Source organism: Paraoerskovia sediminicola (assembly GCF_030296575.1).
GTDB classification, from domain to species: domain Bacteria; phylum Actinomycetota; class Actinomycetes; order Actinomycetales; family Cellulomonadaceae; genus Paraoerskovia; species Paraoerskovia sediminicola.
Map to the genome: position 1 here is coordinate 601,562 of NZ_AP027729.1, position 25,961 is coordinate 627,522.

General features: G+C 72.6%; 15 protein-coding genes and 8 pseudogenes. 10 read left to right on the top strand and 13 right to left on the bottom strand.

What is annotated here, in order from left to right; all coding sequences use genetic code 11:
* The first annotated feature begins 146 nt into the window (after positions 1–146).
* On the top strand, positions 147–2,126 hold the full coding sequence (locus QUE47_RS02985) for a hypothetical protein (protein ID WP_286218505.1): 1,980 nt from the start codon (positions 147–149) through the stop codon (positions 2,124–2,126).
* Between the two features lie 119 nt (positions 2,127–2,245).
* On the opposite strand, the gene QUE47_RS16470 is transcribed toward QUE47_RS02985, so the two are convergent.
* The 9 genes and pseudogenes from QUE47_RS16470 to QUE47_RS03015 all read right to left on the bottom strand — a co-directional run bounded on the left by QUE47_RS16470 (position 2,246) and on the right by QUE47_RS03015 (position 9,136).
* Positions 2,246–2,863, bottom strand: a complete 618-nt coding sequence (locus QUE47_RS16470; RefSeq protein WP_434019749.1) for an L-arabinose isomerase family protein — start codon at positions 2,861–2,863, stop codon at positions 2,246–2,248.
* A pseudogene (locus tag QUE47_RS02990) lies at positions 2,840–3,753 on the bottom strand (L-arabinose isomerase family protein); the annotation flags it as partial. The gene QUE47_RS16470 and the pseudogene QUE47_RS02990, both read right to left, overlap by 24 nt.
* Positions 3,753–4,502, bottom strand: a complete 750-nt coding sequence (locus tag QUE47_RS02995; protein ID WP_286218506.1) for an L-ribulose-5-phosphate 4-epimerase — start codon at positions 4,500–4,502, stop codon at positions 3,753–3,755. The pseudogene QUE47_RS02990 and the gene QUE47_RS02995, both read right to left, overlap by 1 nt.
* A 116-nt stretch (positions 4,503–4,618) precedes the next feature.
* Positions 4,619–6,222 (bottom strand): annotated as a pseudogene (locus QUE47_RS03000) (xylulokinase).
* Between the two features lie 75 nt (positions 6,223–6,297).
* Positions 6,298–6,543: a substrate-binding domain-containing protein gene (locus QUE47_RS16475; RefSeq protein WP_350227720.1), complete on the bottom strand. Its 246-nt coding sequence runs from the start codon at positions 6,541–6,543 to the stop codon at positions 6,298–6,300.
* Positions 6,441–7,268 carry a LacI family DNA-binding transcriptional regulator gene (locus tag QUE47_RS03005; protein ID WP_350227660.1) on the bottom strand — a complete coding sequence of 276 codons (828 nt, stop codon included), beginning with the start codon at positions 7,266–7,268 and terminating at the stop codon, positions 6,441–6,443. Before QUE47_RS03005 ends, QUE47_RS16475 begins: the two co-directional genes overlap by 103 nt.
* Positions 7,269–7,339: 71 nt before the next feature.
* Positions 7,340–7,806 (bottom strand): annotated as a pseudogene (locus tag QUE47_RS16480) (pyrroline-5-carboxylate reductase family protein).
* A complete protein-coding gene (locus tag QUE47_RS16485; protein WP_350227661.1) occupies positions 7,806–8,216 on the bottom strand; it encodes a pyrroline-5-carboxylate reductase family protein in 411 nt (136 codons plus the stop codon). The pseudogene QUE47_RS16480 and the gene QUE47_RS16485 overlap by 1 nt, the downstream one beginning before the upstream one ends.
* Positions 8,217–8,266: 50 nt before the next feature.
* The gene (locus QUE47_RS03015) at positions 8,267–9,136 is read right to left on the bottom strand and encodes a hypothetical protein (RefSeq protein WP_286218507.1); all 870 of its coding nucleotides are present in this window, start codon (positions 9,134–9,136) and stop codon (positions 8,267–8,269) included.
* Between the two features lie 113 nt (positions 9,137–9,249).
* Between QUE47_RS03015 and radA the strand changes: the two are divergent.
* Positions 9,250–10,652, top strand: a pseudogene (gene radA / locus QUE47_RS03020) (DNA repair protein RadA).
* Positions 10,653–10,882: 230 nt separating this feature from the next.
* On the top strand, positions 10,883–11,968 hold the full coding sequence (disA, locus tag QUE47_RS03025; RefSeq protein ID WP_286218508.1) for a DNA integrity scanning diadenylate cyclase DisA: 1,086 nt from the start codon (positions 10,883–10,885) through the stop codon (positions 11,966–11,968).
* A gap of 141 nt (positions 11,969–12,109) precedes the next feature.
* On the opposite strand, the gene QUE47_RS03030 is transcribed toward disA, so the two are convergent.
* Complete coding sequence (locus QUE47_RS03030; RefSeq protein ID WP_286218509.1) at positions 12,110–12,880, bottom strand: hypothetical protein; 771 nt, start codon at positions 12,878–12,880, stop codon at positions 12,110–12,112.
* Between the two features lie 166 nt (positions 12,881–13,046).
* On the opposite strand from QUE47_RS03030, the pseudogene QUE47_RS03035 reads away from it, so the two are divergent.
* A pseudogene (locus QUE47_RS03035) lies at positions 13,047–14,004 on the top strand (HhH-GPD family protein).
* Positions 14,005–14,009: 5 nt separating this feature from the next.
* Here QUE47_RS03035 and QUE47_RS03040 read toward each other — a convergent pair.
* Both QUE47_RS03040 and QUE47_RS03045 read right to left on the bottom strand, forming a co-directional pair.
* A complete protein-coding gene (locus QUE47_RS03040; RefSeq protein ID WP_286218510.1) occupies positions 14,010–14,588 on the bottom strand; it encodes an amino-acid N-acetyltransferase in 579 nt (192 codons plus the stop codon).
* 41 nt (positions 14,589–14,629) lie between these two features.
* Entirely contained in the window at positions 14,630–15,535 is a 906-nt protein-coding gene (locus QUE47_RS03045) for a sugar-binding transcriptional regulator (protein ID WP_434019750.1), read from the bottom strand.
* Between the two features lie 239 nt (positions 15,536–15,774).
* Between QUE47_RS03045 and QUE47_RS03050 the strand changes: the two genes are divergently transcribed.
* The 3 genes from QUE47_RS03050 (at position 15,775) to glpK (ending at position 20,053) form a co-directional block, all read left to right on the top strand.
* The gene (locus QUE47_RS03050; RefSeq protein WP_286218511.1) at positions 15,775–17,520 is read left to right on the top strand and encodes a glycerol-3-phosphate dehydrogenase/oxidase; all 1,746 of its coding nucleotides are present in this window, start codon (positions 15,775–15,777) and stop codon (positions 17,518–17,520) included.
* 187 nt (positions 17,521–17,707) lie between these two features.
* Positions 17,708–18,439, top strand: a complete 732-nt coding sequence (locus QUE47_RS03055; RefSeq protein WP_286218512.1) for an MIP/aquaporin family protein — start codon at positions 17,708–17,710, stop codon at positions 18,437–18,439.
* 96 nt (positions 18,440–18,535) lie between these two features.
* The gene (gene glpK, locus QUE47_RS03060) at positions 18,536–20,053 is read left to right on the top strand and encodes a glycerol kinase GlpK (protein ID WP_286218513.1); all 1,518 of its coding nucleotides are present in this window, start codon (positions 18,536–18,538) and stop codon (positions 20,051–20,053) included.
* A gap of 167 nt (positions 20,054–20,220) precedes the next feature.
* Here the strand turns inward: glpK and QUE47_RS03065 are convergent.
* Positions 20,221–21,677: pseudogene (locus QUE47_RS03065) on the bottom strand (helix-turn-helix domain-containing protein).
* Positions 21,678–21,807: 130 nt separating this feature from the next.
* Here QUE47_RS03065 and QUE47_RS03070 point away from each other — a divergent pair.
* The 3 genes and pseudogenes from QUE47_RS03070 (at position 21,808) to QUE47_RS03080 (ending at position 25,944) form a co-directional block, all read left to right on the top strand.
* Positions 21,808–23,733, top strand: a pseudogene (locus QUE47_RS03070) (phosphoenolpyruvate carboxykinase (GTP)).
* A 435-nt stretch (positions 23,734–24,168) separates the two neighbouring features.
* A pseudogene (locus QUE47_RS03075) lies at positions 24,169–25,331 on the top strand (amidohydrolase family protein).
* A gap of 148 nt (positions 25,332–25,479) precedes the next feature.
* Entirely contained in the window at positions 25,480–25,944 is a 465-nt protein-coding gene (locus tag QUE47_RS03080) for a tRNA (cytidine(34)-2'-O)-methyltransferase (RefSeq protein WP_286219370.1), read from the top strand.
* The last annotated feature ends 17 nt before the right edge of the window (positions 25,945–25,961 follow it).

Genomic DNA, 25,961 nt, shown 5'->3' on the forward strand with positions numbered 1-25,961 from the left:
CATCGGTTCCCCCCAGAAGGCTGACAGCCCGGTAAGCCTGTGGCATGATCTCGTCAGCCCGACGCGAACCTTCGTGATTCCTTCACATCTTCTTCACACTCTGCGTCGGTCCAGGCTCACCGCCCGCCCCGGAACCAGGGAGAACGATGCAGTTCAGGAGAAGGATCGCCGCGATCGCCGCGGCCTCAATGCTGGCAGTGGGGGTCGCGCCCGCGCTCGCCACGTCCGCCGCCGCGACGACACCCGAGTGGATGGGCACGCCCTGGGGGCCTCTGCTGTCCCCCGCGCACCCCGGGTGGTTCGTCGAGCGCGACGACGTGCAGCCGACGCTGGCGTCGGACGGCCTGCAGTTCACCGGAGCCGCCGCAGCCGCCGGAGGCATCAACAAGAACGTCGACGTACCGCTCTCCGACCTCGCCGACGTGGCCATGTCCTACGCGATCACGTCCAACATCGGCGGCAGCACGCCGTCCTTCCAGATCGTGCTCGACAAGGACCCCGAGATCGAGGGCGCCAGCGGTCACTACTACCGCATCTCGTGGGACGTCGGCGTGAACGGCGAACCCGCCACCGGCACGTACTCCGACCTCGAGGACGGCACCTGGACCAAGGCCGGGCAAGACCCCCAGAGCCTCGCCGACTGGTCCGACGAGTTCCCGAACGCCGTGGTCAAGGCCTACAGCGTCCATCAGAGCTCCAACACCGCGGGGAGCACCTCGGTCCTCACCGACGTGACGTTCGGTGACGAGACGTCCACGTTCGGCGGCGCCGCCATCGACGCGTCGCTCGTCTGCACGGACACCGCAGCGGTGCACGCGACGAACCTCGACGAGCAGGGTTGGTCCGGGAAGGGTCAGTACGCGAAGAAGGGCCTGCGGTTCCGCGTCCCCGGAGGCTGGGCCGAGAAGTCCAGCTCGCTCGATCTCCCGGCCGGCACCACCCTCGCCGACGTCGCCCGCGACCTCGACATCGAGGCCGAGGACACCCAGTACGTCGGGATCAAGCTCACGACGTCGATGGGCACCATCACCTACGAAGAGGCTCCGGGCTACGGATACAGCCTCTGGTCGAAGGACGCGTTCCCCGAGCTCGTCAGCTCCACGAGCTTCTACCCGGCTTTCGCCCCCGTCTCCGAGTGGGTCTACCGCTACGGCGACCTCGAGGTGACGAAGGCGTCGGTCCTCGTGACCAGCGACGTCCAGAAGCAGAACTTCATCACCGGCCTCTCGTTCGGCTGCACCGACTACACGTTCGGCAAGGCCACCGAGGTCACGCCGACCACGCCCACCTTCACCGACGTCTGCAACGCGGACGACACCACGTCCAACATCACGGGCCGGCCGTTCCCCGTGGTCAAGGGCGTGACCTACAGCGAGAAGCAGACCAAGCAGGGCGTCGTCGTCGTGGCGGTCCCGGCCGGTCCGGAGTTCGCCCTCAGCGACAAGCCGTCGGCCACCAAGAACCCGGACCGCTGGCAGTGGGCCCGCGGCGACTCCGGCGCGTCCTGCGACGACCTCGTCGTCCTCGTCGCGCCGACCGCCGACATCGACGATGCCGGCGTCCCGACCGTGTCGTGGGGCTTCGACCTGCCGACCGGCTGGGACTTCCCGGCCGAGTGGCTGGCCGACCCGGAGAACGACCCCGAGCATCCCGTGGACGTGACGTTCTCGGACGACCACGGCAACGCGGTCACCTACCCGAGCCAGGACCTCGTCGGCTCGATGGTCTGGCCCGGCTGGACCGAGCTCGAGGACGGCACCTGGGCCCCGACGGACACCGACCTCGCGTGGACGACCGAGGGCACCATCACGGTGACGTTCTCGGTCAACCCGGGCTCGACCGCGACGGTCACGTACCCGGAGGGGGCCGCGGCGTTCGCCGTGGCGGACCCGGCCGCTCCGGCGGCGGGCGACGACTCCACGACCGACACGGCGACCGACACGGAGAGCGACACGGGCTCGGCGACGGTCACCTCGGCCGAGCTCGTCTCGGCGGAGACCACCGGTTCGACGGGCTCGTCGCTCGCCGCGACCGGTGCGTCGGTGGCGCTCTACGGCGGTATCGCCCTGCTGCTCGCCGCGGCCGGCGGCGCGGTGCTGTTCGTGCTGCGCCGTCGCCAGGCCTGACAGCAGGCGCGACGGCGGACGAGATGCGAGCGATGCTTCGCAGACCGACACGCGTGTGAGGCGCGCCTGACGCATGACGAAGGGCTCCGGGGTCGCCCCCGGAGCCCTTCGTCATGCCGTCACATGCCCTGCGCGAGCCGGTAGTAGACCTGGTTCCACCGCAGCTCCTGCTGGAACCCGCGCGGCGTCGTCCCCTCGTCGATGACGGCGAGCTCGACGCCCGCGATCTCCGCGAAGTCCTCGAACGCGTCGCGCCCCAGCGCGGTGGTCATCACCGTGTGGTGCGCGGCCCCGGCCATGAGCCACGCCTCAGCGGACGTCGCGAAGCTCGGCGCCGGCTCCCAGACCGCCCGCGCGACCGGGAGGTTCGGCAGCTCGTGCCCTGCCTCGACGACCTCGACGACGTTCGCGGTGAGGCGGAACCGGTCGCGCAGGTCGCTCATCGCGACGACCACGGCGGGTCCCGGGTCGGTGTCGAACACGAGGCGCACGGGGTCCTCGCGGTCCCCGATGCCGAGCGGGTGGATCTCGAGCCTCGGGCGCGAGGTGGTCAGCGACGGGCAGATCTCGAGCATGTGGGCACCGAGGATCCGCTCCTGGCCCGGCACGAGGTCGTACGTGTAGTCCTCCATGAGGCTGGCACCGCCCGGGAGCCCGTGCCCCATGACCTTCGCGACGCGCACGAGCACGGCGGTCTTCCAGTCGCCCTCGGCGCCGAAGCCGTAGCCGTCGGCCATCAGGCGCTGGACCGCGAGGCCGGGGAGCTGGCGCAGCCCACCGAGGTCCTCGAACGTCGTCGTGAACGCGGTGTGCCCGCCCTCCTCGAGGAACGAGCGCATGCCGAGCTCCTGGCGCGCCCCGTAGCGCAGCGACTCGTGGCGCTCTCCCCGGCCCGCAGCTCAGGGACGACCTCGTAGAGCTCCTCGTACTCCGCGACGAGGGCGTCGACGTCGGCCTCGGCCACGGCGTCGACGCGCTCGACGAGCTCGTTCACGCCCCACGTGTTGACCGAGACCCCGAGCCGGATCTCCGCCTCCGTCTTGTCGCCCTCGGTGACCGCGACGTTGCGCATGTTGTCGCCGAAGCGGGCGAGGCGCATGTGCTGCGCGGCGTCCCACCCCGCGGCGGCCCGGGCCCAGGTCCCGATGCGGCGCTGCACCTCCGGGTTGCTGACGTGACCGACGACCGTCTTGCGGGCCACGCCGAGCCGCGTCTGGATGTACCCGAACTCCCGGTCGCCGTGGGCGGCCTGGTTGAGGTTCATGAAGTCCATGTCGATCGTCGACCAGGGCAGCTCGACGTTCGCCTGCGTGTGCAGGTGCAGCAGCGGCTTGCGCAGCGCGTCGAGACCGCGGATCCACATCTTGGCGGGCGAGAACGTGTGCATCCAGGCGATGACGCCGAGGCACGCGTCGTCGGAGCCGGCGTCGAGCATCGCGCGCTGGATCGAGTCCGACTCCTTGAGCACGGGCTTCCAGACGATCTTGACCGGCACGGGTCCGGCCGCGTCGAGCGCCGTCGCGATGGCCTGCGACTGCTCGGCCACCTGGACCAACGTCTCCTCGCCGTACAGCCCCTGGCTGCCGGTGAGGAACCAGATCTCCTTGCCCTCGAACGGGTTCTGCATCACTTCTCCTGGGTGTCGTCGGCGGACGTCGCGGCGCTGCTCTGGCCGTAGACGTTCTGGTAGCGGGCGTACAGCGAGTCGATCTTGTCCTGCGGGATCGGCAGGGGGTCGCCGAGCTGGCGGGAGACGTGCACGGTGCGCGCGACCTCCTCGCACATCGCGGCAGCCTTGACGGCAGCCTTGCCGTCCGTGCCGATGGTGAAGGGGCCGTGGTTCTGCATGAGCACGGCGGGGCTGCGCGACCCGCGCAGGGTCTCGACGATGCCGCGGCCGATCGAGTCGTCGCCGATCAGCGCGAACGGGCCGATCGGGATCGGCCCGCCGAACTCGTCGGCCATCATCGTCAGCACGCACGGCACCGGCTCGGCGCGCGCGGCCCACGCGGTCGCGTACGTCGAGTGCGTGTGGACGACGCCGCCCACCTCGGGCATGTGGGCGTAGACGTAGGCGTGGGCCGCCGTGTCGGACGACGGCGCGCGGCTCCCCTCGATCAGGTTCGCCTCGAGGTCGCACACGACCATCGAGTCAGGGGTGAGCGCGTCGTACGTGACCCCGGAGGGCTTGATGACGAGCAGGTCGGTCGAGCCGTCGCCGCCCGGCACCCGGACGCGCTCGGACACGTTGCCGGCGGTCCACACGACGAGGCCCCACCGGGGCAGCTCGGCGTGCAGCGCGGCGACACGCTCCTTGGCGGCGTCGACGGCGGAGCGGAGCCCGGGCGGGATCTGGCTGGTGGGTTCCTCGGTCATCTGGGTCTCTCCGTTGCGCGTAGCTGGGGTTCGGGTGTGGTTCGGGCGGCGTCTCGGCGGGCGGGGCGGCGGGCGTAGCGACGTCCGGGTCGCGGTCCGCGCCGCCGCGAGCGCCGTCAGAGGGACTCGGTGGCGGCGCGCTCGACGGGGAGCCCGGCCTCGAAGCGCTCCAGGTACCGGGCGAACCCGGCGACGTCGTCCTGGTCCGGCGCGACGGTGTCGAGCTCGGCCGTGGCGAACACGTGCTCGGCGAGGTACGTCCCGAGGTCCTGCCCGGGTGCCGCACGGAGGTAGTCGGCGAGCACCGCGATCCCCCAGGCTCCGCCCTCGCCCGCCGTGCGGCCGACCGTGACGGGCGCGTCGGTCGCCGCCGCGAGGAACCGCTGCGCGACCCCGGCGGTCCGGAAGACGCCGCCGTGGGCGAACATCGCGTCGATCGCCACGCCCTCGCTCGCGAGCACGCGCATGCCGAGCGCGAGCGTCGCGAACGCCGTGTAGATCTGCGTCCGCATGACGTTCGCGAGCGACATGGTGCTGTCCGGGGTGCGGACGAACAGCGGGCGTCCCTCGTCGAGGCCGGCCACCGGCTCGCCGGAGAGGTAGTTGTACGCGACGAGTCCGCCGCCGTCGGCCTCGCCCTCGAGCGCCGCGCCGAACAGGGCGGCGTACACCTCGTCGGTCGTCGCGGGGCTACCGAGGGCTGTCGCGAACGCGCCGAACATCTCGACCCAGGCGCGCAGCTCGCTCGCCCCGTTGTTGCAGTGGACCATCGCGACGAGGTCCCCCGCAGGGGTCGTCACCAGGTCGAGCTCGTGGTGCACCTGCTCGAGCGGCCGCTCGAGCACGACCATCGCGAAGATCGACGTGCCGGCACTGACGTTGCCGCTGCGCGGCGCCACCGAGCCCGTCGCCACCATCCCGGTCCCGGCGTCTCCCTCCGGCGGGCACAGCGGTAGCCCCGGGACGAGCGAGCCGGTGGGGTCGAGCCAGGCGGCACCGTCGGCGGTCAGCTCGCCGGCGGCGGCCCCGGCGACGAGGACGTCGGGGAGGACGTCGGCGAGGCGCCAGGCGACGCCGCGCGCTGCGACGAGGCGGTCGGCGCGCTGCAGCAGCGCGGCGTCGTACCCCCTGGTGCCGGGGTCCACCGGGAACATCCCGGAGGCGTCACCGACACCGAGGACCTTGCGGCCGGTCAGCCGCCAGTGCACGTACCCCGCGAGGGTCGTGAGGAACGCGACCTCGGGCACGTGCGCCTCGTCGTCGAGGATCGCCTGGTAGGCGTGCGCGACGGACCAGCGCAGCGGGATGTTGCAGCCGAGCTCCGCCGTCAGCGCTGCCGAGGCACGGCCCGTGCTGGTGTTGCGCCACGTCCGGAACGGCACGAGCAGGCGGTCGTCGGCGCCGAACGCCAGGTAGCCGTGCATCATCGCGGAGACGCCGAGCGCACCGAAGGTGGTGGGGCGGACGCCGTAGCGCGCCTCGACGTCGTCGACCAGCCGCGCGTAGCAGTCCTGGAGCCCGGCCTCGACGGCGTCGAGGAGTACGTCCACACGCCGTCGACGAGCTGGTTCTCCCAGTCGTGCGCACCGTCGGCGACCGGGGCGCCGTCCGGCCCGATCAGGCACGCCTTGATGCGGGTCGAGCCGAGCTCGATGCCCAGGGCGGTCCGACCCTCGAGGATCGCCGACCGCACGTTTCGGGGATCGTCCTGCTGCGCCATCGCCGCTTCTCCGCTCCGAGAAAGATGTTAACGCTCACATCATGCCATCGTCGAAACGTCACGGCAACCGTCACGTCATCCGGGTGGCGGACCCGTGCTGGCCCGGACGACCAGCGTCGGCGGGATCGCCGGGTGCCGCTCGGACCCGCCCCCCACCACGTCGAGCAACGTCGCGAGGCTCGCGCGGCCCAGCTCGTCGAACGGCTGCCGCACCGTCGTCAGCGCCGGGATGAAGTACTCGCACCCCTCGATGTCGTCGAACCCGACGACCGAGACCTGCTCGGGCACGCGCACACCGCGCTCCCAGAAGGCGCGGAGCAGACCGAGCGCGAGCTGGTCGTTCGCGGCGAACACCGCCGTCGGGCCGCCCCCGCCACCACCTGGTCGGCAAGCTCACCACCCACCCGGTAGCCACGGGCCGAGGTCCAGTCCCCCTGGCGCAGCGTCCCCTCGGTCCCGGCCGCGGCGAGGGCCTCTCGCCAACCGGCCACGCGCTCGCGCGCGTCGAACCAGTCCTGCGGTCCGGCCAGGTGGAGCACCTCGCGATGGCCCAGACCTGCCAGGTGCGCGGTCGCGGCCCTCGCCCCCGCCCTCTGGTCGACCGCGATCTCGTGCGCCTTGCGCGCCGGGTCCGGCTCGCGCGCCGCGACCAGGACGAGCGGCACGTCCGCCGAGAACCTCTCCACGGCCTGAGCGACGTCGTCCTGCGGTGCGATGACGACGACGCCCTCGACCGCCTGGTCCAGGAAGTGCTCGAGCGCCGTGTGCACGGACGCCGCGTCGAGCGACGTCAGCGTGGCCACGCCGACGAAGTACCCGGCGTCGCGGGCGGCACGCTCGATCGCGACGAGGGTGCTCGTCGGGCCGTACAGCGCAGACCCGGTGGTGACGACGCCGATGGTCGCCGACCGGCGCGTGACCAGGGCGCGCGCGGCGCTGTTGCGGCGGTAGCCCAGCCGCTCGATCGCGACGAGCACGCGGTCCCGCGTCTCGGGGCGGACGCTCGGGTGGTCGTTCAGGACCCGCGAGACCGTCTGGTGCGACACCCCGGCCTCGTGCGCCACGTCGGACATGGCCGGCGGTCGCGGCTGGGTACCACCTGTGCCGGCCATCCGGCTCACTTCCCTTCGAGCTGAGCCGAGAGCTCGGCGGAACGGTCCTTCGCGGCCACGAGCGCGTCCACGAACGAGGCACGGACGCCACCGGCGTCGAGCTGCCGCAGCGCAGCGATGGTGGTGCCCCCGGCGAGGACACCTTCTCCCGGAGCACCACCGGGTGCTCGCCGGACTCGTCGGCCATCCGTGCCGAACCGAGCACGGTGGCGGTCGCGAGCTGCCGGGCGAGCGCCCGGGGCAGACCCATCAGGGTGCCTGCCTCGGAGAGCGCGTCGAGCACGTAGAACACGTAGGCCGGGCCGGAGCCGGACATCGCGGCGACCGCGTCCTGGTCCTTCTCCGCGACCCGCACGACGAGCCCGGTCGCAGCCAGCATGCGCTCGACCAGGCTCAGGTGGTCCTCGGTCGCCGCCGTGCCGGCGCTGATGGCGCTGACCCCCGCACCGATCGAGGACGGCGTGTTCGGCATCACGCGGACGAAGGGGTGCCCTGCGGCAGGCGGGCCTCGTAGAACGCGCAGGACAGCCCGACGGCGACTGTCAGGACGAGCGTCCCCGGCTCGACGTGCGGCGAGATCTCGTCGAGGAGCGCCCCGATGTCCTTGGGCTTGACCGCGAGCACGACGACGTCGGCCTCCGCGACGGCGGCGCCGTTGTCCCCGCTCGTGCGCACCCCGTGGGTCTCCTCGAGCTCTGCGGCACGCTCCGCCCGGCGCGCGGTCGCCACGACCCTCCGGGGCGACCACCCCGCGGCGAGCACCCCCGTGAGCACCGTCTCACCCATGACTCCGGTGCCCAGCACGGCGACCCTGGGCTGGTCCTGCTGGTCGTCCGTGCGGTCGTCCGTGGCGGGGGCGGATGCGGTCGTGTCGTTGCTCAACGGTGCGTCTCCTCGTGAGGTCGATGGTGCGTGCTGGGCCGCCCGCGACGCTAGAGGGGGAACGCCGCGTAGAACGACGGCATGTCCTCGGTCGGCCCGACGGCCCGGAGCACGACCGTATCGTTGCGCCACACGACCGTCGACGTGCCCGACCCGCCGTCGAACCGCTGGTACTCGCCGACGACCTCGTCGTCGACCAGCACGTCCCCGGTCTCCACGGCGGTGCCAGCGGTGTCGACCACGCTCCCGTAGGCGTCCGCGGCGTCGCTCCCCTCCGTCCACTGCCCGACCTCGACGGTGACGGTCGACGCGCCGTCCCCGACGTCGGGCTCCGAGGTCTCCGCGGGTTCCGCGCCGTCCTCGCCCTCCGCCTCGGCGTCGTCTGAGGTGTCGGCACTGTCGGCACTGTCGGCGCTGTCGGCACTGTCGGCGCCGTCGCTGCCCTCACCGTCCGTGGCGCCCTCCGCGTCGGCGTACACCGCGCGCCATGCGTCGTGCGGGTCCAGGTCGTCGAAGACGACCGTCTCGCCCTCCTCGACGAGGGCGAAGCGCAGGACGGTGTCCGGCAGCGCCAGCGCCAGCGCGTCCGCGTTCTCGGCCCGCGGGACCGGGTCGAAGGTCGGCTCGGTGGGTCTCGGCTCGTCGGTCGAGGCCCCGGTGGACGCCGCGCTCGTGTCGCCGCCTTCGCCCGGTGAAGATGCCTCGGTAGCGAACCCCGGCCACACGAAGGCGAGGAAGAGCGCGACGGCCGCCACCACGACCAGCAGGCCGGTGCCCGCGACGATCCTGCGCCGCCGGAACACGGCCGGGTCCGGCGCGGCCTGCCCGCCCGCTCGACCCGGCCGGCCGGAGGGGCCTGAGCCCTGCGGCCGCCCCTGCCCTGCCCGGTCCTGCCCGCCACCCCGACGCTCGTCGTCCACCTGGCTCCTGCCCTCCCGACCCGCGAGTCGCTGCTCGGCCGAAGGCCGTCCGTCTGCGCGGTCAGCCTAGTGGCGCCGGTCCCGCGTCGGTGGCAGCCACTACCGTCGGGCGCGTGAAGACGACCACGCGCGCCACGGCCAAGACCGCCCGTCCCGCCTACCGGTGCAGCGAGTGCGGTTGGACCACGGCCAAGTGGGTCGGCAGGTGCGGCGAGTGCCAGGAGTGGGGGTCGGTCAGCGAGGCCGGCGCGGCCGCCACCGGGCCTCGGACGACGGCGGTGCAGCCCACGCGCGGGCCGGCCCGCCCGATCGGCGAGATCGACGTCGACGCGACGCGCGCGGTGCCGACCGGGGTCGGCGAGCTCGACCGCGTCCTCGGCGGGGGTCTCGTCCCAGGAGCCGTCGTCCTCCTCGCCGGCGAGCCGGGGGTCGGCAAGTCCACGCTCCTCCTGTCGGCGGCGAGCAACGTCGCCGCGGGCTCCGCCTCCGCACCCGCGCGCACGGTCCTCTACGTCACCGGCGAGGAGTCGGCCGGTCAGGTACGGCTCCGCGCCGAGCGCATCGGAGCCCTCGCGCCGCGCCTCCTCCTCGCGGCCGAGACCGACCTCGCGAGCGTCCTCGGCCACATCGAGGCCACGGACGCCGACCTGCTCGTCGTGGACTCGGTCCAGACCATCGCGTCGACGGAGGTCGACGGCGCGCCCGGCGGCGTGTCCCAGGTCCGCGAGGTCGCCGGCGCGCTCATCGCTGCGGCCAAGGACCGGGACCTGCCGGTCATCCTGGTGGGGCACGTCACGAAGGACGGGACCGTGGCCGGTCCGCGGACGCTCGAGCACCTCGTCGACGTCGTCTGCCAGTTCGAGGGCGACCGGCACTCCCGGCTCAGGTTCGTCCGGGCCACGAAGAACCGCTACGGACCGACCGACGAGGTCGGCTGCTTCGACCTCTCGGAGTCGGGGATCGTCGGCCTCCCCGACCCGAGCGGGCTGTTCCTCTCGCACGGCGCGGCCCGGACACCCGGCACCTGCCTGACCGTGACCCTCGACGGCCGTCGCCCGCTCGCGCTGGAGATCCAGTCCCTCGTCGTCCCGAGCCCGCTCGCCAACCCGAGGCGGACGACCTCGGGCATCGAGTCGAGCAGGCTCGCGATGATCCTCGCCGTCATGCACCGGCACGCCGGTGCGCGGCTCGGCGACCACGACGTGTACGTCTCCACGATCGGCGGCGCCCGCGTCAGCGAGCCGGCAGCCGACCTGGCGATCGCCGTCGCCACCGTCTCCGCCAAGGAGGACGAGGCGCTGCCCCAGGGCACCCTCGCCTTCGGGGAGGTGGGCCTCGCGGGCGACATCCGGCCCGTCACGGGGCTGGACCGCAGGCTCAACGAGGCCGCCCGGCTCGGCTTCACGCGGGCGATCGTCCCCGCCCGGTCGGGAGCCCGCCCCCGGCGGGCATGACGGTCCTCGAGGCTCGGCACGTCGCCGAGGCCGTCGAGCTCGCGCGGGCCGGTTCACGGTGAGCAGACGCCGCTCCAGCCGCTCCGGCGGCTCCGGCGGCTCCCCTGCCCCTGTCTGCCATGTCCGCTCCGCCTGCTCGGTCGGCAGGGTCGGGTCCGTCGGATCCGTCGGCTCCGTCGGCTCCGTCGGCCCAGTCGACCGCTCCGCGGCGAGCCGTCACGAATGGATCACAAAGACATCGGCGGGGCCTCCCCACCCGGCCTCGTGCACCGGTCGGCCGTAGGATCGGCCCGTGCCACAGACTCCCGCCACGCCCGACGGACGACTGCGCGAGACCCTGGCGGCAGTCGCCCCCGGGACCGAGCTCCGCGACGGCCTCGAGCGCATCCTGCGCGGCCGCACGGGCGCACTGATCGTGCTCGGCCTCGACGACGTCGTGGAGCAGATCTGTTCCGGCGGCTTCGTGCTCGACGTGGAATTCTCCGCCACCCGCCTCCGGGAGCTGTCCAAGATGGACGGCGCCGTCGTCCTCGACAGCGGTGCGACCAAGATCCTCCGTGCCGCCGTCCAGCTCCTGCCGGACTCGGCGATCACGACGACGGAGTCCGGGACCCGGCACCGCACGGCCGAGCGCGTCGCGAAGCAGACCGGGTTCCCCGTGATCTCCGTGAGCCAGTCGATGAAGATCGTCGCCGTGTACCTCGAGAACCAGCGGTACGCGCTGGAGGGATCCGACTCGATCCTCGGCAGGTCGAACCAGGCGCTCGCGACGCTCGAGCGCTACCGGTCGAGGCTCGACGAGGTCAGCGGCACCCTGTCCGCGCTCGAGATCGAGGACCTCGTCACGGTCCGCGACGTGTGCGTCGTGGTGCAGCGCCTCGAGATGGTCCGCCGCATCTCCGACGAGATCGCCGGCTACGTCGTCGAGCTCGGCACCGATGGCCGACTGCTCGAGCTCCAGCTCGACGAGCTGATCGGGGGCATCGGAGCCGACCACGACTACGTGATCCGCGACTACGTCGACCTCGACCGGTCGGACCGGACGGTCGACCAGGTCCGCGCCGTGCTCGCCGACGTCAACTCGACCCAGCTCCTCGACCTGAGCCACATCGGCAAGGTCCTCGAGCTCCCGGGCGCGGGCGAGGCGCTGGACGCCGCGATCGCGCCGCACGGCTACCGGCTCCTGTCGAAGGTCCCGCGCCTGCCGAGCGCCGTGCTGGACCGGCTCGTGGACCGGTTCGGCAACCTCCAGAAGCTCCTTGCCGCCGGGGTGGACGACCTCATGGCTGTCGACGGTGTGGGCGAGCAGCGGGCACGCGCGGTCCGCGAGGGGCTCTCCCGGTTGGCCGAGTCGAGCATCCTGGAACGCTACGTCTGACCGCTCCGGCGTCGGACGGCGTCCGACCGTTCCGCAGGCGTGCCCGCCTCGGGCAGTACGACAGTCCCCGTCCGGCAGTCTCGGGCGTCAGTTCCCACCCGGCCGGCTCGGGTGTCAGCAAAGGTCCGGGATCCGCGGGCGTCAGTCCGCGTCCGACGGCTCCGCAGCCTCGGCCTCGTCGGACGGCTCCTCGGTCTCGTCCGAAGACTTGTCAGCCTCGTCCGAAGGCTTGTCAGTCTCGTCGGTGGAATCGTCCGACTCGTCGGACGACGGGGTGGACGACGGGGTCGGCTTCGGCTCGGGCTTCGCTTCGAGCGTGAACCGCACCGGCTCGCTGGCCGTCCCGTCGACGCCCGCGAGCGCCGCCACCGCCTGGTAGGTGCCGGGGTCCGCGGGATCACCGGGGTCCGGGCACCCGTCGGCCGACGGGACCCGGTCCCACCGGACCTTCTGCTCGTCGACGTCACCGCGGGCCATCAGGATCGTGCGCTCCTCGGTCGAGCAGTCCGCGGACGACCAGGTCCGGGCGTCCCCGGAGGTGATCGTCACCGGTCGACCGACCGCGGAGGACTCGACGAGGCACGGCGTCCGCCCGACGTGCCGCACCGTCACGGTGAAGAGCGGCCGCCGCGGCGCGACGTACTCGGACGCGTCGGCGTCGATGCTGACCTCGACGTCGTCCGGTCCGCAGGTGACGGGCGCTCCCAGCGGCTGGGGCGTCGGCGGGGCCTGCTTCTCGGCGGCGGCCATCTCGGGGAGGGCCTCGGTGCCGCTGCCGTCGAACGCGCGGACCAGGACGACGACCCCGGCGACGACCGCGGCGAGCACTGCCGCGAGGACGACGAGAGCGATGGTGCGCCGGAGGAACAGCACCGCCGGCCGAGGTCGGGCGGACGCCGAGACCACTCCCACGCCACCTCCCCGCCTCTGCTCGCACCTGCACCTGACCCGCCGCCGGTCCGGGCGGCGACGTCGCGCTCGACCGTCGGACCGGCGCAGGACGACAGATTACGAGGCGCAGCGCCGCCAGCCGCACAGCCTCGCCGTCGACGGCGCCGATCGTGGAGAATGTCACGTCATGCCCGCCGTCTCCCGATCCCGCGCCCCGCGGCTGCCCCACGTGCCGAGCGCAGCGGGCCCGCCGGAGCGTGCGGTCGCTGCGCCCGAGCTCGCGGAGCTGCGGGAGACGACCGTCGACTGGTACCGGACGGCGGCGCGCGACCTGCCGTGGCGCCGTCCGGACTGCTCCCCGTGGGGGTCGTGGTGAGCGAGGTCATGCTGCAGCAGACCCCCGTCTCCCGGGTCGAGCCGCGGTGGCGCGAGTGGATGGAGCGCTGGCCCACGCCCGCCGCGCTCGCCGCGGCGACGACGGCCGACGTCCTGCGGGCCTGGGACCGGCTCGGCTACCCGCGTCGTGCGCTGCGGCTGCGGACGTGCGCCGAGGCGGTCGTCGATCGCCACGGCGGGCGCGTGCCCGAGACGGAGGCTGAGCTCTTGGCGCTCCCGGGCATCGGCACCTACACGGCCGCGGCGGTGGTGGCCTTCGCGTTCGGCGGGCGCAGCGTCGTGGTCGACACGAACGTCCGGCGGGTGCTGGCCCGCACGGTGGTCGGGACGGCGCTGCCGCCGCCGACCCCGCGCGCGGCGGAGCTCGCGCTCGCCGCCCGCCTCGTGCCCGACGACCCCACGGCGGCCGCCGCCTGGGCAGCCGCGTCGATGGAGCTGGGCGCGACCGTGTGCACGGCCCGTGCACCGCGGTGCCCCGCGTGCCCGGTGGCCGACCTGTGCCGGTGGCGCCTCGCCGGCTCTCCCCGGACGAGCACGCTGCCCGACGCCGGGGGCAGGCCTGGGCGGGGACCGACCGTCAGGTCCGGGGCAGGGTGATGGCCGAGCTCCGGCGCAGCGCGCACCCCGTGCCGCGCACGGTCGTGCGCGGACTCTGGTCCGACGCTGCGCAGCTCGAGCGGTGCGTGGCGAGCCTCGTCGAGGACGGCCTGGTCGAGCAGGACGGCGACGTCTACCGGCTGCCCGACTGACGCCGTCAGAGCTCGAGCAGCATCCGCGTGTTGCCCAGGGTGTTGGGCTTGACCTTGGCGAGGTCGAGGAACTCGGCCACGCCGACGTCCGTCGAGCGCAGGAGCTCCGCGTAGACGTCGCTCGTGACCGGCGTCCCCTCGATCTCCTGGAACCCGTGCTGGGAGAAGAACTCGGCCTCGAAGGTCAGGCAGAACACCCGTCGCAGCCCGAGCCCACGGGCTCGGTCGAGGAGCTCGGCGAGGATCGCGTGGCCGACGCCGCGGCCGCGCCACGCCGGGTCCACGGCGAGGGTCCGGACCTCCGCGAGGTCCTCCCACATGACGTGCAGCGCGCCGCAGCCCACGGTGGCACCCGCGCCCTGGCCGTCCTGCTCTGCGGTCCCGGTGTCCCCGGCCCGCTCTGCGGGGACGGCGGCCTGCGCGACGACGAACTCCTGGACCGACTCGTAGTAGCCGACGAGCTCCTTGGCGAGGAGGATCCGGTCGGTGGCGTAGGGCACGACGAGGTCGCTGATGCGGCGCACGTCGCCCGGCAGGGCCGGTCGCAGCCGGAACGGTCGGGACTCCTCGGGGCTCGCGCGCATTGGGCGAAGATACGCCGGGCTGGGCGGCCGCGCCGTCCGCCTCACCCCATGAGGCGCGCGGCGGTGACCTCGTCGATCACGAGGTGGGTCACGGCCCCCGCGTTGAGGGCGGCGCGCAGCGGTCGCACCTTGTTGTCCCCCGACACCGCGCACACCCGGCGCGGGATGCGCCGCAGCTCGGCGGGCGAGGGCCCGGTGGCCCGGTCGTTGAGGGCGATGTCGCTGTAGGTGCCGTCGGCGCGCAGGAACACGGTGCAGACGTCGCCGACGACGCCCTCCGCGTCGAGCACGCGCAGGTCCTCGGGCTCGAGGTAGCCCGCCGAGTACACGTGGCTCGGCACGACGCCGGAGATCGCCCCGACCGAGAAGACCGCGATGTCGGCCGCCCGCTGGACGTCGAGCACCCGCCGCACCGAACGCTCGCGCCACATCGCCCGCTTGGTCCCCGCGTAGTCGAAGAACGCCGGCACGGGGAAGTAGTGCTCGCTCGCTCCGAACGCGCCGGCGAAGGTCGCGATGAGGTCGCTCGCGTAGCTCACGCCCGTCGTGCGGGTGTTCGCCGCCCCGTTGAGCTGGACGACGGCGCTCCCTCGCGTCGGCTTCGCCGCCAGATGGTGGGCCACGGCCGACAAGGTCGTGCCCCAGGCCACCCCCAGGACCATGTCCGAGTCGAACCAGCCGGTGAGAAGTCGTGCAGTCGTCACGGCGACCTGATCGAGACGCTGGGCCTGCGACGCGCGGTCGGGGACCGGGACCACCCAGGCGGCGACGCCGAACGCCGCCGAGATCTGTTGGCCCAGACCGGGAGCACGGCCGTGCGGCGCCCGCACCTGGATCTCGACGAGCCCGGTCTCCCGCGCGCGCTTGACCAGCCGCGACACGGTGCTTCGTGACGTGCGCAGGTGCTTCGCGATCGCCTCCATCTTCATGTCCTGGAGGTAGTACATCGACGCCGCCCGCAGCACGTCCTCGCTGTCGTCCACCGTGATCCCTCTCCGTCCGCGCCGTCCGTGTGCCCGGGCCCCCTCGAAACGCGGCAGGACTGCTTAGCACGCATTCCCGACCTCTGCAGTGTCGTGCACATATGTGCACCCCGGTTGCAAGAGTGTTCTACCGCTGCCCAAGGTAGTACCGATCACGCCGCCGCACCTCCAGGCGACCCGCACGCACCGAACGAGGGGTATCCATGGCTTCCACCAGACTCACCGCCGAGTCGCGCCGTCAGTCGCTCGACGCTCTCGCGGCCACCACCGAGCCCCAGCACGAGCTGGACGTGCTCGTGATCGGTGGTGGAGTCACCGGAGCCGGGATCGCGCTCGACGCCGCCACCCGCGGCCTCTCCACCGCGATCGTGGAGGGCCAGGACTGGGCCTCGGGCACCTCGAGCCGGTCGAGCAAGCTCGTCCACGGCGGGCTGCGCTATCTGCAGATGCTCGACTTCCACCTCGTCCAGGAGGCGCTCACCGAGCGCGACCTCCTGCTCAAGAAGCTCGCGCCGCACCTCGTGCGCCCCGTCCCGTTCCTCTACCCCCTCGAGCATCGGATCTGGGAGCGCGCCTACGTAGGCACCGGCATCGCCCTCTACGACACGCTCGCGAGCCTCGCCCCGGGCAAGCGCGCCCTGCCGCTCCACCGCCACCTGACGCGGGCCCAGATCGCCCGCAAGTTCCCGGACCTCGCGCACGACGCCGCGATCGGCGCCGTGCAGTACTGGGACGCGTCGGTCGACGACGCCCGCCTCGTGACCAGCATCGTCCGCACCGCGACGTCGTACGGCGCCCACGCGGCCTCCCGCACCCAGGTCGTCGAGCTCACCAAGGGCCCGACGGGCGCGGTGAACGGTGCCGTGCTCGTCGACCTGGAGTCCGGGCGGGAGATCACCGTGCGGGCCCGCGCCGTCATCAACGCGACGGGCGTGTGGACCGAGGACACCGAGGCGCTGGCCGGCGACGAGGGCGGGCTCAAGGTCCTCGCGTCCAAGGGGATCCACATCGTCGTGCCCCGCGAGCGCATCAAGGGGCGGGTCGGCCTGATCCTGCAGACCGAGAAGAGCGTGCTCTTCGTGATCCCGTGGTCCCGGTACTGGGTGATCGGCACGACGGACACCCCGTGGGAGCAGGAGCTCACCCACCCCGTGGCGACCTCGGCCGACATCGACTACGTCCTCGAGCACGCGAACGCGGTGCTCGCCAAGCCGCTCACGCGCGACGACGTGATCGGCACCTGGGCAGGCCTGCGTCCGCTCCTGCAGCCCGGCACCAAGGAGGGCACCGGCTCGGCGAAGGTGTCGCGGGAGCACACCGTGGCCAGCCCGACGACCGGTCTCACGGTGATCGCCGGCGGCAAGCTCACGACGTACCGCGTCATGGCCAAGGACGCCGTCGACTTCGCCATCGGCCAGCGCGCCTCCGCCCTGCCGTCGATCACCGACGACATCCCGCTCACGGGCGCGGTGGGTCTGGCCGCCGTCCGACGCCAGGCCAGGACGTGGGCGCAGCGGTACGGCTGGACGCACGCCATGGTCGACCACCTGTTGCACCGCTACGGCTCGAACCTGCGCGAGATCGTCGAGCTGTGTCTCGGTGACCCGGGGCTCGCGCAGCCGCTCGAGGCGGCACCCGCCTATCTGCGGGCCGAGATCGCGTACGCCGCCGAGCACGAGGGCGCGCTCCACCTGGAGGACGTGATGCTCCACCGCACGCGGCTCAACTACGAGGTCGAGAACCGGGGACTCGGTGCCGTCGAGGAGATCGCCGGCATCATCGCGCCGATCCTCGGCTGGGACGACGCCACGAAGGCCGCCGAGATCGCCTCGTACACCGCTCGCGCGGAGGCCGAGGCCGCCGCCGAGCAGGAGCCCGACGACGCGGCCGCCGAGGTCGCCCGGCTCGCGGCCGAGGACATCGCGCCGCTCCAGGACCTGCGCACCTGATCCTCCGTCCCCCGGGCTACCCGCCCGGGGGACGGCAGTCCCGCCGCACGACCTGAACGACCTGAACGACCTGAACGACCTGAACGACCTGAACGACCTGAACGACCTGAACGACCTGAACGACCTGATCCACCCCGCGACGACGCAACCGTCCGACAACGAAGTTCGAGAAGAAAGTGAGACAGACATGGACGTCTGGTCCGATCTGATGCTCCCCGAGTTCCTCGGGACAGCGATGCTGCTGCTGCTTGGTGGTGGTGTGGTGGCGAACGTCATCCTCCCCAAGAACAAAGGGTTCGACTCCGGCTGGATCGTGATCTCGTTCGGCTGGGGCCTCGCGGTCTTCGCCGGTGTGTTCGTCGCCTTCAAGTCCGGTGCCCACATCAACCCGGCCGTCACCTTCGGCATCTGGGCGAGCGGGGCCGAGGAGTTCGCCCCGGGGATCCCGGTCACGGCCGCGAACGGGTTCTACTACGTCACCGCGCAGATGGCCGGTGCCGCCGTCGGTGCGCTGCTCGTCTTCCTGGCCTACAAGAAGCACTTCGACGAGGACGCCGACCCGGCCACCAAGCTCGGCGTCTTCTCCACCGGCCCGGAGATCCGCTCCTACGGCTGGAACTTCGTCACCGAGGTCATCGGCACGTTCGTCCTGGTCTTCGTCGTCCTGAGCTTCGGCAACTGGCCGGGCGACATGGGCCCGCTCGCCGTGGCGCTGCTCGTGGTCGGTATCGGTCTGAGCCTCGGTGGCCCGACCGGCTACGCGATCAACCCTGCCCGTGACCTCGGCCCCCGCATCGCGCACTTCCTGCTGCCGATCAAGGGCAAGGGCTCGAGCGACTGGGGCTACTCCTGGGTGCCGGTCCTCGGCCCGATCACCGGTGGCGTCATCGCCGGTCTCTTCGCCGGCGCCATCTACTAGGCCGTCCCGCGACCGTCGCCCGACCCCTGGGGTGCCGGACGCCGTCCGGCACCCCGCAGACCAACGAACCCATCACTGCAGAAGGACTGAGAACACATGGCTGACTACGTCCTCGCGATCGACCAGGGAACCACCAGCTCCCGGGCCATCGTCTTCAACCACGCCGGCGAGATCCACTCGACCGGGCAGCTCGAGCACGACCAGATCTTCCCGAAGGCGGGCTGGGTCGAGCACAACCCGGAGCAGATCTGGAGCAACGTCCGCGAGGCCGTCGGGCTCGCCCTGACCCGCGGCAACGTGACGCACTCCGACATCGCCGCCGTCGGCATCACCAACCAGCGCGAGACCGCGGTGGTCTGGGACAAGAGCACCGGCAAGCCCGTCTACAACGCGATCGTCTGGCAGGACACCCGGACCCAGAAGATCGTCGACGAGCTCGGCGGCGACGAGGGTGCCGACAAGTACAAGTCGATCGTCGGCCTCCCGCTCGCGACCTACTTCTCGGGCCCCAAGGTCAAGTGGATCCTCGACAACGTCGAGGGCGCCCGCGAAGCCGCCGACCGTGGCGACCTGCTGTTCGGCAACACCGACACCTGGGTGCTGTGGAACATGACGGGCGGCCCCGAGGGCGGCGTCCACGTCACGGACGTCACCAACGCGTCGCGGACCATGCTCATGGACCTCGACACGCTGTCGTGGCGCGAGGACATCGCCTCGGACATGGGCATCCCGATGTCGATGCTCCCCGAGATCAGGTCGTCCTCCGAGGTGTACGGCAAGGGCCGCCAGCGCGGCATGCTCCCCGACGTGCCGATCGCCGGGATCCTCGGCGACCAGCAGGCCGCGACGTTCGGCCAGGCGTGCTTCGAGGTCGGCCAGGCCAAGAACACCTACGGCACCGGCAACTTCATCCTCATCAACACGGGCACCGAGAAGGTGATGAGCAAGAACGGCCTGCTCACCACGGTCTGCTACAAGATCGGCGACAACGACCCGGTGTACGCGCTCGAGGGCTCGGTCGCCGTGACCGGCTCGCTCGTCCAGTGGATGCGCGACAACCTCGGCATGTTCGAGGACGCCCCCGACGTCGAGTGGATGGCGAAGAAGGTCGACGACAACGGTGGCGCGTACTTCGTGCCCGCGTTCTCCGGCCTGTTCGCGCCGTACTGGCGTTCCGACGCGCGCGGCGCCCTGGTCGGGCTCACCCGGTTCGTCAACCGCAACCACATCGCCCGCGCGGCGCTGGAGGCCACGGCCTACCAGTCGCGCGAGGTCGTGGACGCGATGAACGCGGACTCCGGCGTGGACCTCACCGAGCTGCGCGTCGACGGCGGCATGGTCGCGAACGAGCTGCTCATGCAGTTCCAGGCCGACCAGCTCGGGGTGGACGTCGTCCGCCCGGAGGTCGCCGAGACCACGGCGCTCGGTGCCGCGTACGCGGCCGGCATCGCGGTCGGCTTCTGGGACGGCGAGCAGGACGTCATCGACAACTGGAACGAGGGCAAGCGCTGGTCGCCGAACATGGACGGCGACGAGCGCGACCGCCTGTACCGCAACTGGAAGAAGGCCGTCACGAAGACGATGGACTGGGTGGACGACGACGTGGAGCAGTAGCCCGCACCACCGCCCGGCGGCGAGGGCGATCCTCCCGCCGTCGGGCCCCGATCAGTTCGGAGGTCCCCCGCGAGCGACACTCGCGGGGGACCTCCGCTGCGTCCGGGCGCCGCAGACCTCGCCCTTCCTCACCCGGCAGAGCGGGACCGGGATCAGCGGGACGGGGGTCAGGTGTCGGACGACGGCGCGTGCCGGTCCAGGAACCGGTAGACCTCCGCGTCGTCCACCCCGGGGAACGCGCCGCGCGGCAGGGCTGCGAGCACCTGCTGGTGCATGCGGGCGCTCGGCCAGGCCGCACCGTTCCACCGACCGTCCGCCTCGGCGTCGGGCCTGCGGCAGCAGGACTCGTCGGGGCACGTCGAGACCTTGCGGGCCGTGGTGTCGCGGCCGCGGAACCAGCGGGCCGACCCGAAGGGCACCCCGACCGTGATCGAGAACTCCCCGGCCGCCGTCGCCCCGGTCTGGGTCGAGCACCAGAAGGTCCCCGCGGGGGTGTCGGTGTACTGGTACGACTCGGTCGCCCGGTCGCGGTGCGCGAACGCCTCGCGCGCCGCCCAGCGCCGGCAGACGAGCTGCCCCTCGATGGCGCCGGTCACGTCGGCCGGGAGCGGCAGGCCGTCGTTCGCGTACCCGCGGAACAGGGCGCCGTCGTCCCCCACGCGCATGAAGTGCAGCGGGATGCCCAGGTGCACCGTCGCGAGGTTCGTGAAGCGCTGCGCCGCCGCCTCGTGCGTCACCCCGAACGCGTCCCGCAGGTCCTCGACGGCGAGGTCGCGCGCCCGCTTGCGGGTCTCCAGGAACTCGACCGCCGCGGACTCGGGGATCAGGCAGGCGGCGGAGAAGTAGGTGATCTCGACCCGCTGGCGCAGGAACTGCGCGTACGACGTCGGCCGCTCGTGGCCCAGCACGCGGTGGGCGAGGGCCTGGAGCGCGAGGGACCGCAGCCCGTGGCCGCCGGGGATCGACGCCGGGGGCAGGTAGATGCGGCCGTGGTTGAGGTCGGTGACCGTCCGGGTCGAGTGCGGCAGGTCGTCGACGTGCCAGATCGTGAAGCCCAGCTGCTCGGCCATCCGCGCCACGGTGCGGTGGGTGAGCGCGCCCACGGTGTACCCCGCGGCGCGCGTCATCTTCTCCGCGAGCGCCTCGATCTCGGGCATGTGGTTGTCGCGGCGCTGCCGTTCGAGGCGCAGCTCGGTGTTGGCGCGGCGGGCCTCCTCCGGGGTGGCGATCGCCTCGGTGGCGCGGCGGGTGAGCTCGCGGTGCAGGCCGACGAGGTTCTCGAGCACGGGCAGCGCGAGCCGGCTGCCGGCCCGGACGGGCGCGAGGCCGAGCGTCCCGTAGAGCGGGCCGCGCTGCGCGCGGTCCAGCTCGATCTCGAGGGCTGCGCGCCTCGAGGAGGCTCCTCGGCGAGCAGGTCCGCCACGGTGACGCCGAGGGCGGGGGCGAGCTGTTGGAGCAGCGAGAGGCGAGGTTCGCGGCGGCCGTTCTCGATCATGGACAGCAGGCTCGGGGCGACGCCGACCGCGGCCCCGAGCGCGTCGAGGGTCAGGTCCCGCCCGGTCCGGAAGTGTCGGATCCTGCGGCCGAGGGTGATCAGGTCACCGTGATGCAGTTCACCCGTCATGGCTTCACGCTACGTGAAGATCATCATTTCTTCACGCGCGCGCCACGGTGAAGTCGGCGCCGCACGCTGGAAGAGTCGAGGCATCAGGACACGAGCGAACCACGCTGCACCCGCCACCCGGAGGACCCCGATGACCATCAGCGCGAACCCCCGCCGCACCCGCCTCTCGTCGACCACCCCTGACGACTCGGCGTTCTCCGGCTCGAACGCCGTCCGCGCCACCGAGTGGGTGCGCGGCGTCGCCGAGCTGACCCGGCCCGACCGGATCGTGTGGTGCGACGGCTCCGACGAGGAGCGGCAGGGCCTGATCGCCGAGATGGTCGAGACGGGCACGCTCCTGCCGCTCGACCCGGACCTGCGCCCCGGGAGCTACCTCGCGCGCTCCGACCCCGACGACGTCGCCCGCGTCGAGTCCCGGACGTTCATCTGCTCGGAGGACCAGGCGGACGCCGGACCGACGAACAACTGGCGCGAGCCCGCCGCGATGCGGGCCGAGCTCCAGGAGGTGTTCCGCGGGTCGATGCGCGGACGCACCATGTACGTCGTGCCCTTCTCGATGGGGCCCGTCGGCGGGCCGCTGTCGCAGATCGGCATCGAGATCACCGACTCGCCGTACGTCGTCGTCTCCATGGGCACGATGACGCGCGTGGGCCGCGAGGTCATGGACCTGGTCGACGCCGGAGCGCCCTTCGTCCCCGCGGTGCACTCCGTCGGCGCGCCGCTCGTGACGACCACCGAGGGCACGGGAGACGCGCCCGAGGCGCCAGCACCGGACGTCCGCCACGACGACGTCCCGTGGCCGTGCAACGAGACCAAGTACATCGTCCACTTCCCCGAGTCCCGCGAGATCTGGTCCTACGGGTCCGGGTACGGCGGCAACGCGCTGCTCGGCAAGAAGTGCTTCGCGCTGCGCATCGCCTCGGCGATGGGCCGTGACGAGGGCTGGCTCGCCGAGCACATGCTGATCATCCGGGCCACCTCCCCGCGGGCCGCGCGTACCACCTGGCCGCGGCGTTCCCGTCGGCGTGCGGCAAGACGAACCTCGCGATGCTCCGTCCGACGATCCCCGGCTGGACGGTCGAGACCATCGGCGACGACATCGCCTGGATGCGCCCCGGACCCGACGGCACCCTGCGGGCGATCAACCCCGAGGCCGGGTTCTTCGGCGTCGCGCCCGGGACCGGCGACACGACGAACCCGACGGCCGTCGCGACCTTCACGCGCGACACCATCTTCACGAACGTCGCCCTGACGGACGACGGCGACGTCTGGTGGGAGGGTCTGACCGACACTCCCCGGCGCACCTGACCGACTGGCAGGGTCGCGACTGGACGCCGGCCGACGGCGAGGCGGGTCGCCCCGCGGCGCACCCGAACTCCCGGTTCACGGTCGCGGCCGCGCAGTGCCCCTCGATCGCCGACACCTGGGAGGACCCGGAGGGGTCCCCCTCGACGCCATCGTCTTCGGCGGACGCCGGGCGACCAACGTGCCGCTCGTGGCGCAGGCGTTCGACTGGGGCCACGGCGTCTTCATGGGAGCCACCATCTCGTCGGAGCGCACCGCCGCCGCCGAGGGCACCGTCGGCGAGCTGCGCCGCGACCCGTTCGCGATGCTGCCGTTCTGCGGCTACGACATGGCCGACCACTGGTCCCACTGGCTCGAGGTCGGCGCGGCCGTCGCCCCCGAGCACCGGCCCCTGGTCTTCCAGGTGAACTGGTTCCGCAAGGGTGACGACGGCTCGTTCCTGTGGCCCGGGTTCGGCGAGAACTCGCGCGTCGTCTCGTGGATCACGCAGCAGGTGGACCGCGCCCGGCGTCGCCGCACGGACGTCGGAGCGGTCGCGTCGCCCGTGGGCCTGGTCCCCGCGCCCGGTGCGCTGGACGTCGCCGGGCTCGACCTGCCGGACGGCGCCCTCGAGGCCCTGTTCGACGTCCCGGCCGGGTCGTGGCTCGCGGAGGCCGACCTCACCGAGGAGTTCTTCGACCGGTTCGGCGACCGGGTCCCGGCGCGGCTGCGGGAGGAGCTGGCGGACCTGCGGGCGCGGTTGCGCGCCTGATCGACCTCTGGTCGGCGCGAGGGTTCGTGTGTACGATCAGCGGACCCACCATCGATCGGCGATCGAAGGTTCCGGGCCCGTCCGCCCCCATGGCGGTGACGATCCGGCAGTCGTACGACTGCTCGGGACAGGGCGCAGGGTCGAGCTGCACCGGCGTCCGCCGGCGGCGAGACCCTTCCTGATCGCCACCTCACCGGAGGAGCCGTCATGACGGAGTCCCTGCTCATCACCCACGCCCACCTCGTCGTCGACACGGGGTACGAGATCGCCGACGGCTGGGTCGCGATCACCGACGGGACGGTCACCGCCGTCGGACCCGGGAGCGTGGCGCCGCCGGCGGCGCCCGCAGGGCCCGGCGGCACGCCCGGCGAGCGCCCCGTCATCGACGCCGGCGGGCGCCTGGTCACCGCGGGCCTGATCAACACCCACCACCACATGTACCAGAACCTGACGCGCGCGTTCGCGCCGTCGGTCGACGGGACGCTGTTCGAGTGGCTCACCACGCTCTACCCGGTCTGGGCCGGGCTCGACGAGGAGTCGGTCTACGTCTCGACGTACGTCGCGATGGCCGAGCTCCTCATGGGCGGCTGCACCACGTCCATGGACCACCAGTACGTGCACCCGCGCCCGAACCTCATCGACGCGCAGGTCCGCGCGGCCCGGGACGTGGGCTTCCGGTTCCACGCGACCCGCGGCTCGATGACCCGCAGCGTCGAGGACGGCGGGCTGCCGCCGGCGAGCGTCGTCCAGGACAAGGACGCCGTGCTCGCCGACAGCGAGCGCCTGGTCTCCGCCTACCACGAGCGCGGCGCCGGGGCGATGATCCAGGTCGCCCTCGCGCCCTGCTCGCCGTTCTCCGTCCAGAAGGACGTGATGATCGAGACGGCGCAGCTCGCGGAACGCCTCGACGTCCGCCTCCACACCCACCTGGCCGAGGACCACGACGAGGACGACTACTGCCTGGAGACCTACGGCGTCCGACCGGTCGACTACTTCGAGGAGGTCGGCTGGCTGACCGACCGCTCGTGGGTCGCGCACTGCGTCTACCCGGACGACAGCGAGATCGCCCGCCTCGGCGCGGCAGGGGTCGGGGTCGCCCACTGCCCCAGCTCGAACATGATGCTCGCGGGCGGGACGGCGAAGGTCGCCGAGATGCGCGCCGCAGGCACCCCGTCGGGCTCGGGTGCGACGGGTCGTCGTCGAACGACGCCGCGTCGCTGTGGCTCGAGGCCCGCACCGCGCTGCTGCTCTCGCGCTACCGCCAGGGCCCGGGCACGCCGACGGCGCTGAACGCCCGCGAGGTGCTCGACGTCGCGACCCGCGGGTCGGCGCGCTGCCTCGGCCGCGACGACATCGGCCACCTGCGCCCGGGGGCGTCCGCCGACCTCGTGGTCTGGGACGCGCACAAGATCTCGCTCGCCGGTGCGCACACCGACCCGGTCGAGGCCTGGCTGCGCACCGGTCCCGCGCGGGCGATGACCACGGTCGTCGCGGGCGAGGTGCTCGTGGACGGCGGCGAGCCCCGCCTGAGCGGCCTCGGCGACGCGCTGACCGACCACCGCCGGGTCTCGCGCCGTCTGCAGCGTCTCACCGACTGACGCACGGACGGGCGCAGCTCCGGAGCCGGGCTGGGAGGATGGGCGCGTGAGCCACACCGACGATCACGCGCCCGTCCCCGACCTGTCCCTCATGCCCGAGGACCGGGCCCCCGACGGCAACGGGGCGCCCGCCGCCCGGGCCACGCCCGTGCCGCACCTCGCGTTCTTCGAGCCCCGGATCGCCGGGAACACGGGCAACGCGATCCGGCTCTCGGCCGTCACGGGCGGGACGCTCCATCTCGTCGAGCCGCTCGGCTTCGACCTCTCGGAGCCCAAGCTCAAGCGGGCCGGGCTGGACTACCACGACCTGGCGAGCGTCGTCGTCCACCCCGACCTCGAGGCCCTGCTCGCCGCGCTGCCCGGCTCGCGGGTGCTGGCCTTCACGACCCAGGCGACCACGCGCTACACGGACGTCGAGTACCGGCCGGACGACGTGCTGCTCTTCGGCCCGGAACCCACCGGCCTACCTCCGGAGGTCCTCGGGCACGCGAGGGTGACGGACCAGGTACGCATCCCGATGCTCTCCGGGCGACGCTCGCTCAACCTCACGTCGAGCGCGTCGATCGTCAGCTACGAGGCGTGGCGCCAGTCGGGCTTCGCGGGAGGCGTCTGAGATGGGCCTCGCGCAGC